Origin of the sequence: Paenibacillus sp. USHLN196, assembly GCF_037144955.1 — a bacterium.
GTDB lineage: Bacteria > Bacillota > Bacilli > Paenibacillales > Paenibacillaceae > Paenibacillus > Paenibacillus xylanexedens_C.
Map to the genome: position 1 here is coordinate 61,689 of NZ_JBBCYH010000022.1, position 10,552 is coordinate 72,240.

The window sequence follows — 10,552 nt, forward strand, 5'->3', positions numbered from 1 at the left end:
GTAATTGTTCATAAAATTACTGTGCTATTTAGGCAAACGGCTCAAAAAAGAACGTCTATTCTAGGTACAGAATATAGCCAGAAAGGCTCCGAGAACATAAAAATAGTCCTTAGGGAGATAAACTAGATATTTGATGTGCAAGCTTCAAGTATGTAATTTTAACCTACTTAATGCAAATTTTTTCCTTTAGTTGAACAAAAGCAGCCGATCACATGGATCAGCTGCATCTTTGTAATATTGAGCTATAGTTTCCCGTTAGCTTAACGATTAAAAGCCTCGTTTTAGTATAATTTCTTTAATAATTCCTTTTGCGTTGGCTTAATATTAATGATATTTCTGATGTGTTTTGCCTTTAACTCAGCATCCTCAATTGTACTGGCTAACCCTAGTTCTAACAGTGTTCCAGCTGCAACGGTCCCCGTTCTGCCCTTGCCACCCCCACAGTGAAAGGCAACTTTCTTGCCGGCGTTATAAGCTCCAACAACCTCATCAATTGCTTGTTTAAAAAGTTCGGCTTCGTTTTCTTTCGTGTTGTCATCAAGCGGAACCTTTACCCACTTCACATGAGCTGCTGGATATGCACATTCTGTTGCTTCTTCCCGCAGATCCACCACGACTTCAATACCTTCATTAAGAACCATTTCCTCTACGTCTGCAGCTCCGCCCATAAAGATTTTATCCGCAACGAGTGCATGGTACTCCTTTTTAGCATGATTCATCTTACTTACCTTCTTTCAAGAATTGCTCAATTCGAGCCTTAATTGAATCACGGACTTCGGCGAACGTAGCTGTGATTTCTTCCTCTGTACCTGTCGCCTTAGCTGGATCATCGAAGCCCCAGTGCCATCTTTCGGCTTTGTCATTACGTACAACCGGACAATTATCGTTGGCATGACCACAAAGCGTGATGATGTAGTCTGCTTGCTTTAAGATCTCAGGATCAATGACATCTGATGTATGATTGGAAATATCTATCCCAGCTTCTTTCATAGTTTGAACAGCGCGAGGATTTAAGCCATGCGCCTCTAACCCTGCACTTCTCACCTCGTATTTGTCACTACCAAGCGCCTTTAAAAATCCATCGGCGATTTGGCTTCTGCAAGAGTTTCCTGTACACAAAAAGTAAACAAGTGGTTTGTTGTTCATGATTATTGATCTCCTTTATCTTTGGGTTGGCTTACTTGTACTTTCGCTTCGCCCATTTTTGAGTTAATTAATGTTTTTATGATCATAGCGATAACAACCAATGCTACTGTGATTACGGCAATCATCAACCAAACGTTTATGCTTGTTGAATGAATCAAGTGTAGCCACAAATACAGTCCTGTTAACGTGATAAAGAGCGTTGGGATGGTGAGCACAATTCCAATTTTGAAATAACTTCCCCACGTGATTTTTACATCTTTGCGGGACAGTACATGTAGCCACAAAAGTGTGGCGAGCGATCCAATCGGTGTGATTTTTGGACCCAAGTCGCTGCCGATAATATTGGCATAAATCAGCGATTCCCGGATGACACTTTGCGTACTCGTTCCATCAATAGCAAGCGCATCAATCATCACTGTCGGCATATTGTTCATAACCGAAGACAATACTGCAGCTAGAAAACCCATACCAAGTGTGGAGATGTAGAGCCCTTGGTCGGCAATAGCTTGAATGACCTTACCAAGTTCATCCGTCAATCCTACATTTCGCAGTCCATAAACGACGACGTACATACCAATGGAGAAAATCACGACTGCCCATGGAGCCCCTTTAATGAGCTTCCAGGTTTGAATAGCGTGACTCCGTCGTGCAGCTAAAATAAACAAGATGGCAATAACCCCAGCGATAACAGACACCGGAACTTGAATGAACTCGCTCATCAAGTACGCAATCAGTAGCACGGCTAAGATCACCCAAGATATTTTGAACAGTTTCTTATCCTTGATCGCTTCAGCTGGCTTTTTGAGCTGACTGACTTCGTAGTTTCCTGGAATGCTCTTTCTAAAGAACAAGAATAAGACCAGAAGACTCGCTAATAATGAAAAGAAATTCGGAATAATCATACGACTTGCATACTCCACAAATCCAATACCAAAGTAATCCGCAGAAACGATATTGACAAGGTTGCTAACGACGAGCGGAAGTGAAGTTGTATCTGCAATAAAACCACTTGCGATGATAAAAGGTAAAATCATCTTTTGATCAAATTTGAGCGCTCGGACCATGGCAAGCACAATGGGTGTTAATATCAGTGCGGCACCGTCATTTGCAAAGAACGCTGCTACACCTGCTCCAAGCAGCACAACATAAACGAACATCAGCTTGCCATTACCTCTTGCGAGCCTTGCCATGTGTAATGCAGCCCATTCAAAAAATCCGATTTCATCTAAAATCAGCGAAATTAAAATAATGGCTACGAAAGCAAGCGTGGCGTTCCATACGATTCCTGTGACCGTACCTACATCGGATAGACTTACGACTCCAAAAAGGAGAGCAAGGACAGCTCCAGCTGACGCTGACCATCCAATATTCAGTCCTTTAGGTTGCCAAATCACAAAAGTCAGTGTAAGTAAAAAGATTAAAATCGCGATAATGGTCATGCTTCCTCCTGAGGACCGCAGCAGTTTTTCAATCCTGCTATTATATCTTTCATGGATGGCAGATACGGATACACACACTGAACATATGCTTCTGCATCTGGATTAAGAGAGTAGTACACCCACTGCCCTTTTTTCTTTTCATTAAGGAGACCGGCTGCCTTTAGTTTTCGAAGATGCTGACTGGCGTTTGGTTGTGACATGCCAATAATGTCTGTGATATCACATACACAAAGTTCTTGTTCCTGAAGTAGCGCAACAATGGTCAGACGTGTTTTATCAGCTAATAATTTATACGCCTCAGCCATCTTCTGAATTTTTTGTTCCATATGTACCCCCTGTGAAGATTATGGTCGGATTCATTTAATGATATAATCATATAATAAATCACTTATATAATCAACGACGAATATAAAGAGTATTAGTACACAAAAAAAGTCGGCAATAAAGATTGCCGACTTTACTCTCGAACTAAAAATTCACATTTTGATTTAATAAAATAATGACCGTCTTTCATCTTAACTATATCTTTCGTTTGATACTCAATGACTCCACCTTGATCTAATAATTCATCATGCTGATATACCTCTACATGCCATTGTTTTAAGATTGCATCATTAAGTTGTGCTGCGGTATACAAAAGTGTGCCCTTCATTATAGTCACCTCAAGAATTGTTATAATCACCAATTATAACATCCTCCTGAGATTCAATAGCTCACAATCTTTTCACAAGTGATTGTACAACTTTTTTCGCATCTTTCCCTGAGCCTCGAATCGTCGCCGAAGCAAATGAGGTCTGCCATGGTATACCTACGAAGTGAATACTTTCATCGGTTTGTTTTAAAGGTACACCAGATGAATCAAGAACGTTCAATCCACTAAGATATTCGAAATTCGGAATATAACCTGTGGCATAAATAACTGTATCCACATTTTCACGAGTCTCATCTGCCCACACTATCCCATTTTCCGTAAAAGCTTTGAACATCAGTTTGGCATCTGGCTTACCTTGATCGATAGCACTTTTATATATACCGGTATCAAGGACACCGTCACTGCTTTTTTGCAATAATCGTTTGCCCCAATTGGTTTGATCAAGCCTAAGTATAGTTAGCCAAAAGTGAATATCTTTCCCTACAATGACCTGCGGCTTGAATTTGATCGGGCTTCTAGATGCAATCGTTACATGAGCAGTCCTAGCAAGTTCAACCGCTATTTGGACCGCTGAATTGCCTCCTCCCACTACAATGATCCGTTTATTTTTAAACTCTTTCTCATTTCGGTAGTCTTTGGCATGAAGCATTTCCCCCTTAAATTCATACATGCCAGGAATGTCTGGAGTATGAGGATTTACGAATGCCCCACTTGCACAAATGATGGACCTTGTTCGAAACTGTTCTCCGCTTAAGGTATGGACTGTATAGATATTGCTTTCCTTGTCTACCTTGATTACTTCTTGCCCTGAATGTATTGGAAAATTGTATGTAGCCGCATAAGACTTTAAGTACTGAACAACCTCATCTTTACGCGGATAAACATTTGAACCGCCTGGAAATGCGAGTCCTGGCAATGAGGAATACGACGCAGGTGAAAACAACGTTAAGCTATCATAATAATTTGCCCATGATCCTAAATGCTCTTCACTCTTTTCCAGTAAGATAAAGTTCCGTTTAGCTTCTTGTAAGTAGTAGGCTGCTGCCAAACCGGATTGACCACCACCAATAACGATGCAATCATAAATCATGTTTTTCATTTCTCTCCCTCCTTCTATAAAAAAAAGCTACTGCATCACGTTCCGGATGCAGTAGCTTCAAATTCTTGTTTATCCGCAGCAAGAATTTGATCCTGCCTTTTCTGTTTTTGAAGGAGAGCAGCGATTCGAAGATGATGTTTCCTCCACTTGAACCGGTTCACAGCAGCTGTCCTTGCTATTAGCACCAAGACTGCAAACCCCCGTCTCCGGCAGTTCCAGTTCTACTTTTTGAGCTGACTCCATATCTCCCACCAAAGCCGCTACAATGGATCTGACTTGCTCATATCCCGTTGCCAATAGGAAGGTTGGCGCTCTTCCATAACTTTTGGCACCCACGATATAAAAGTCCTTTTCAGGTTGACGCAGTTCTTTTTCGCCATGTGGTCGAACTGTACCGCAGCTGTGTACATTGGGGTCAATCAATGGTGCAAGCTCATAAACACAGTCTAAGCTTGGGTCCGTTAATACCCGAACTTCTCTCACCGTTGATAAGTCAGGACGAGAGCCTGTGTTACCTACAATTTCATCGATGTGATCTATAACCACTTTTTCATCTTTAATGGTTCCGGAAACCTGGATCTGTTCACCTTGTTTTTGAAGTTCTTCAATATGGAATCCTGTCAGGACCTTTACAGCACGGGATTCAACCACTTTTTGAATTCGAGTACCCAGTTCACCCCTTGCCTGAAGCCCATCTAATTCTCGCCCGCCATAAACATCCTCAATATTTGCCTTTCGAATAGTCCAAACGATTTCAGTTCCCGACTCCTCTTTTTGAAGCTGGGCAAGTTCAAGCAACGTGTTGATCGCAGAATGTCCGCTTCCTACAACAAGCACCTTCTTGCCGCTATAACGATTTTTCTCTTTTCCTAATACAGCAGGAATACCGTATGAAATGTGACTATTAAGCGCTTTTTCCTCTTCTGAAAATATACCGTCTGAACGAAGCGGGTTGGGATTGGACCATGTCCCAGAAGCATCGATAACAGCCCGTGCTTCATAAATAAACGAAGATCCGTTTTGTTCAACATGGATCACAAACGGCAGTTTCTCACGCCCACTTGTTTTCACTTTGCTTAACCCTTTACGACTGATCGCAGTAACTTTCGTATTCAAATGTATATTTGGACTTAATTCAGGTAGCGCAGCCAAAGGTTTTAGATAATGCTCAACAATTTCCTTACCTGTTGGGATCTTTTCGTTTTGTGGAGCAACCCAATTCGCCTTTAGTAGTAACTCTTTAGCAGCTTTATCGATGTTATACTGCCATGGCGAGAACAGTCGTACATGTTCCCATTTGCGAATGTTTGCCCCCACTTCATCTCCAGCTTCAAACAACATAAACGGCTCACCTTTTGAAATGAGTTGTGCTGCTGCCGCAAGACCAACCGGTCCAGCTCCAATGATCGCAACAGGTAATTTGCCATTCTCTTGTACTGGTGCTTCGCAGCAGCTCACTTGGTTCATAGGGATATGTTTAATCATCTTAGTTTCCTCCTCATTATTAGTTGCATTTTGCAAGTATTATATTAAATAAATGGGATATTTACTATCCCAGTGGTGTACAGCATACGCTGGATTTCGCCATACTTTCGTTTAGCAATTTGACGGCGTTGATGACCATATCCCGTTCAAACTCAGACATATGCGAAAAGACTTCTTTTAAATAATCATTCATTTGCTCATCAATGACCGTAGCAACAAACTTACCTTGTGAAGTCAAGGATAATATGTAAATCCGTCGATCTTCAGGTAAAGGCGTTTTTTGAACCAAACCCAACTTTACGAGACTTTGAACCTGGCGGCTAAAGGTCGTGATGTCAATGGAGAGTGCAACTGCCACTTGCTGAATGGATGGATTATGTTTACGATCAATTTCATAAATGATATGACTCTGAACAAGTGAAATATCTAACCCTCCTGCGGTGCAACAGTTTTTATCCAACAATCCAAAACGCCGTGTCATGATCTGAAACATCTCTCTTACGTTGTTTTCCAATTACCTCACCTCTTGTTATAATTATACTCTAATTATTTGCAAATTGCAAATGTTTTTTTGGTTTTCCATTCCCCCTTCCCATTTTAAATTACATTGTGATATATAAACATATACAAAAACAAAACGAAGGAGTGATCAACATGGTAATTCTGCGGCAAGCTACCGAAGTGGATCTGAGAAGTATTCTGACTATTTATAACCAAGGTATTGAAGACCGAATTGCCACGCTAGAAAGTGAGTTAAAAGACGAATTATATATGAACGAATGGTTTAATAAATACAAAGGACGCTACACCGTACTCGTCGCTGAAGTGAACAAGAGCGTTATTGGATGGGCGTCCATTAATGTATATAATCCTAGAAGTGCTTATGATGGTGTTGGTGACCTCTCAATCTATATTCATCGGGATCATCGCGGCAAGGGGATCGGAAAACAGTTGCTTCAGAAATTAGAGGAAATCGGTAAACAGAATAACTTTTATAAGTTTGTTCTATTTACCTTTCCATTTAATACTCTAGGTCAGAGCTTATATCATAGAGCCGGATACCGAGAGGTAGGTGTATTCCAGAGCCAAGGCATTCTAGAAGGGAATTTTGTAGATGTGATGGCTATGGAAAAATTATTATAAACATTGATTCGTATTATTGTTTAATGTCCAGTCGCAATAGGTCTTTTAATCGTCGAAACATATGGTGGGAGCAAAAATACCTTGGTTTACGAATTACTCAAAACGCAATCCATTAAACTAACCTGCCCGTTAGCTTTACGAATTGACAGGCGAAAACAGATTAGATATATGCCTAATCGGCAATCAGACTATGTTCTTGTCTATTCCGGTAATCGGTACAAGTTTTTGTCCTTGGCTTGGGACAAGAACTTGTACCGATAAAATAAAAAAGCCGCTAAAATAGCGACTTCAATGGGACCATATTCGTGTCCTTCGACATAAAACGCCAGCTTTTTGTATTGCCCTCAGATACGCTTTTAAAGTGACTGTTATTTTGCGTGCCGTCCTTCTGGTTCTGGCTGTTTTTTTGTCAATTATCTTATTCTCGGATTGTAAAACGCTCAGCATGGCAATGTCTGATACGGAATGTGTGATTAGATACGACTGCATATCCTTTTTAATAACGTAAGGAAGCTTTGCTGTTTTAAATATTTTTGCGAGGTTTTCTATGCGTTCTGTCACTACACCATTAATTTCTCCAAATGCTGTTGCTGCTATAATCTTTGGTAGAAATCGAGCATGCAATACTCCATCTTTAATCTGTCCACCGAAGCCCGGAAAAGCGGGTAATAGTCTATCACCTACGATATCCAGCCACGAAGAAAATCCCATTGAATTACTAGTCATCGTAACTATATTTTTGCTTTGATTATCTTTTAGCGTTAACAACGCTGATTCGGACCGATCATAACGAACGGTAACGAAAATAAAATCGTATACATCGTCGTTTTCGAGTGTATCAATGACATTCACTTTTATCGATCTAACTGTACCTTTTTGCTTATATCTAAGGCCATTTTCTCTTAATGATTTATATCTATTTGAACGTGCGAATAAGATAACGTCAAACCCTGCTTCTATAAGCTTAATTGCGTACATGCTCCCGATGACACCTGCACCAAAAATTAAAATTCGATCTTGTTTATTTGACATTAAAACCACTCCTACCTATTATCAATTCTTATTTAATTATCCGACAACATGTTGTATGATTTGATTATAAATTTTCAATATTCATTGATCAACCATCAGTATTTTATGATTTGTCGGATGATATTCTTAGACGCTAGTAGGAGGAAACCATGAAAAAGCAACCTCAAATAACAGAGAAAACAAGACAAACCTTTGTTGGAGTTTTTTGTGAGTTATATAGCCAAAAACCAATTGAGAAAATTTCAGTTCAGGAAATCGCGAATAAGTCAGGATATAACCGTAGCACCTTTTATCAATACTTCACTGACATTTACGAATTGTTAGATGCTCTAGAAAATGACTTATTGAACGACATAAAAGAAGAATTGGCGAAAAAAGAGCTATCGATGCATACGGTTCAAGATGCGCTCCATTGTCTGGACAAAAAAGAACATCTTTTGGTTCTCAATGCCCTTTTAGGTGATTTTGGAAGTCCCCGTTTTTTAAAACGCTTAAAAAAAGAAATTACTCTAAATCGGTTGGAATTAAATGTTCCGCAAAACCCTTCCTTAACGCCATACTTGATTGAGTTTTACCTGTCAACCTCCCTTTCCTTATTTCGTCTTTGGCTCCAGCGACAAAAGGATTTATCGTCAGAAGAGTTTTTCAAGTTAGTGGACAACCTCTATTCAAAGGGGGTTACGTCCTATTCTAAAGAATGAGTCTGCCATTCAAACCTAATCTGTGTGTAGTACAGAAAAAAACTGCCCTTCCTTGTGGTACGGTTCAGCGCTTAAACTATCCTGCCCGTTAGTTTAAGGAATTGAAGGACAAGATGACGATTAGATACACGTCTAATCGGAAATAGGAACATGTTCTTGTCCTCAGCAGCTATTTTCAGTCCGATATTTCGCCTTTTTAATACCTAGCAACCGTGTTTAACCTCTCATCTGGTCAGTTGTCACATAACATTGTGAACATTTTCATGTATTATGGTACTTAATAAAGCTTTAAGTGCATGTGATCAATGTTTAGATGTATATCTAATCGGTAATCGGACTATGTTCTTGTCCATTCCGGCAATAGGTACAAGTTCTTGTCCTTGGCTCGGGACAAGAACTTGTACCTATAAAATAAAAAAGCCGCTAAAATAGCGACTTCAATGGGACCATGTTCTTGTCCCTCGACAATGATTTTCTGCTGCTAACTTTATGAGAAATGGTAGGTAGTAAAGTAACAAAGATCTTTCTAATACATTAATTACACTTATGGGTGAAGTGTTACATCTGCAGCATTCGCTGATATCTTCTTGGTTGCGATCACATTGGTTGTATCAGCGGCATCCACCAGGTTAAGGGTCAATTCAACTTGGTCGCCTGCCTCTGTACCCACCAGTACATACACTTCTGTTGTGGTCTCCAGATTAATGTCAAATCCTCCTGCTGGGCCCCACCCGGTTCGATTGATATCATACCAGTTACCGGCTGTGTCTTTCGCCCAAAGCTGTACGTTTTGTGCACCAATCGGAGCAATGCGTGCTTTGCCTTCATATACCGTTCCAGGGGTAAGTTCCTTCAATTTCACGTGCACTGGGTTCAGACCTGCAAGTTCTTCCGGGCTATCTCCTATCGGTGCTTGTGACAACAGATCTCTTTTTTCATAGCTATCTGCCACATTAAGGTCAAAACCATATGTTGCTGAAGTCTTGGCATTCTCTACTTTGAAAAGACTAGATATATCTTCTGTTACAGTAGTAGCAGAGGACACCCATGGTCCGCCGTAAATGCTGTCTATTGCACGAAGAGAGAAATTAATTACAAAAGTCCCCTCTTTATGGAATGTAATCGGAAGATCGGATGTTACCCCTGTCGCATAGGCATCTGCATAATCTTTCAAAGGATGTCCTTCGTCTGATCCCCATGCTAGCACCAGTGGTTGTCCGTCTTTACCATCATGCATGACTTCAGGTGCTTCGCCGAAGAGTGAACCCACCGTAATATCATCAGAGGTAGTGTTCCACAGAAAGGCAAAGTACCTTACTTTATTGTTATAAAATACGTTTCGCTTCTTTAGTTGCGTTCTCTCCGTCAATCACAGGCACATTCACTACAACAGGCGCAGCTTGGACTACGAAGGCTACAGTAAGTGTTTTCACTGTTTCTTCTTCTCCGTTATGATACGTCACGATATACTCTCCAGCTTTGCTTCCGGCTACTACTGTGGCTGTAATCGGCGTACCTTCCAGCAGTTGTGTAACATGCGCTTCCACGGTTGCGAGTTTCGCTTCTTTAGTTGCGTTCTCTCCATTTACTACAGGCACGTTCACCACCACAGGCGAAGCTTGGACTACGAAGGCTACAGTAAGTGTTTTCACTGTTTCTTGTCCTCCGTTATGATACGTCACGATATACTCTCCAGCTTTGCTTCCGGCTACTACTGTAGCTGTAATCGGCGTACCTTCCAGCGGTTGTGTAACATGCGCTTCCACGGTTGCGAGTTTCGCTTCTTTAGTTGCGTTCTCTCCATTTACTACAGGCACGTTCACCACCACAGGCGAAGCTTGGACTACGAAGGCTA

General features: G+C 40.8%; 13 protein-coding genes. 2 read left to right on the forward strand and 11 right to left on the reverse strand.

Annotated elements, in window-relative coordinates:
* Positions 1–281 precede the first annotated feature (281 nt).
* The 8 genes from WFI24_RS31480 to WFI24_RS31515 all read right to left on the reverse strand — a co-directional run bounded on the left by WFI24_RS31480 (position 282) and on the right by WFI24_RS31515 (position 6,314).
* The gene (locus WFI24_RS31480) at positions 282–719 is read right to left on the reverse strand and encodes a protein-tyrosine phosphatase family protein (RefSeq protein ID WP_029881694.1); all 438 of its coding nucleotides are present in this window, start codon (positions 717–719) and stop codon (positions 282–284) included.
* Between the two features lies 1 nt (position 720).
* Positions 721–1,146 carry an arsenate reductase (thioredoxin) gene (gene arsC, locus WFI24_RS31485; RefSeq protein ID WP_024634603.1) on the reverse strand — a complete coding sequence of 142 codons (426 nt, stop codon included), beginning with the start codon at positions 1,144–1,146 and terminating at the stop codon, positions 721–723.
* Between the two features lie 2 nt (positions 1,147–1,148).
* Complete coding sequence (locus WFI24_RS31490) at positions 1,149–2,585, reverse strand: arsenic transporter (RefSeq protein ID WP_336765741.1); 1,437 nt, start codon at positions 2,583–2,585, stop codon at positions 1,149–1,151.
* On the reverse strand, positions 2,582–2,911 hold the full coding sequence (locus WFI24_RS31495; RefSeq protein WP_301249741.1) for an ArsR/SmtB family transcription factor: 330 nt from the start codon (positions 2,909–2,911) through the stop codon (positions 2,582–2,584). Before WFI24_RS31495 ends, WFI24_RS31490 begins: the two co-directional genes overlap by 4 nt.
* Before the next feature lie 131 nt (positions 2,912–3,042).
* Positions 3,043–3,270, reverse strand: a complete 228-nt coding sequence (locus WFI24_RS31500) for a hypothetical protein (protein ID WP_301249739.1) — start codon at positions 3,268–3,270, stop codon at positions 3,043–3,045.
* A gap of 28 nt (positions 3,271–3,298) precedes the next feature.
* Positions 3,299–4,336 carry a flavin-containing monooxygenase gene (locus WFI24_RS31505; RefSeq protein ID WP_301249738.1) on the reverse strand — a complete coding sequence of 346 codons (1,038 nt, stop codon included), beginning with the start codon at positions 4,334–4,336 and terminating at the stop codon, positions 3,299–3,301.
* 69 nt (positions 4,337–4,405) lie between these two features.
* Entirely contained in the window at positions 4,406–5,821 is a 1,416-nt protein-coding gene (locus WFI24_RS31510) for an NAD(P)-binding domain-containing protein (RefSeq protein ID WP_442956286.1), read from the reverse strand.
* Positions 5,822–5,885: 64 nt separating this feature from the next.
* On the reverse strand, positions 5,886–6,314 hold the full coding sequence (locus WFI24_RS31515; protein ID WP_336765752.1) for a MarR family winged helix-turn-helix transcriptional regulator: 429 nt from the start codon (positions 6,312–6,314) through the stop codon (positions 5,886–5,888).
* Between the two features lie 161 nt (positions 6,315–6,475).
* Between WFI24_RS31515 and WFI24_RS31520 the strand changes: the two genes are divergently transcribed.
* Positions 6,476–6,964: an arsinothricin resistance N-acetyltransferase ArsN1 family A gene (locus WFI24_RS31520; RefSeq protein ID WP_336765743.1), complete on the forward strand. Its 489-nt coding sequence runs from the start codon at positions 6,476–6,478 to the stop codon at positions 6,962–6,964.
* Between the two features lie 288 nt (positions 6,965–7,252).
* Here the strand turns inward: WFI24_RS31520 and WFI24_RS31525 are convergent, their stop codons facing one another.
* A complete protein-coding gene (locus WFI24_RS31525; RefSeq protein ID WP_336765745.1) occupies positions 7,253–7,996 on the reverse strand; it encodes a ketopantoate reductase family protein in 744 nt (247 codons plus the stop codon).
* 149 nt (positions 7,997–8,145) lie between these two features.
* On the opposite strand from WFI24_RS31525, the gene WFI24_RS31530 reads away from it, so the two are divergent.
* Positions 8,146–8,697 (forward strand): TetR/AcrR family transcriptional regulator, encoded by a 552-nt coding sequence (locus tag WFI24_RS31530; RefSeq protein ID WP_336765747.1) that lies wholly within the window; start codon positions 8,146–8,148, stop codon positions 8,695–8,697.
* 544 nt (positions 8,698–9,241) lie between these two features.
* Here WFI24_RS31530 and WFI24_RS31535 read toward each other — a convergent pair.
* Together WFI24_RS31535 and WFI24_RS31540 are read right to left on the reverse strand one after the other, a co-directional pair.
* The gene (locus WFI24_RS31535; protein WP_336765748.1) at positions 9,242–10,066 is read right to left on the reverse strand and encodes a hypothetical protein; all 825 of its coding nucleotides are present in this window, start codon (positions 10,064–10,066) and stop codon (positions 9,242–9,244) included.
* A partial coding sequence (locus WFI24_RS31540) for a hypothetical protein (RefSeq protein WP_336765749.1) occupies positions 10,023–10,552 on the reverse strand: 530 nt, incomplete at its 5' end. The genes WFI24_RS31535 and WFI24_RS31540, both read right to left, overlap by 44 nt.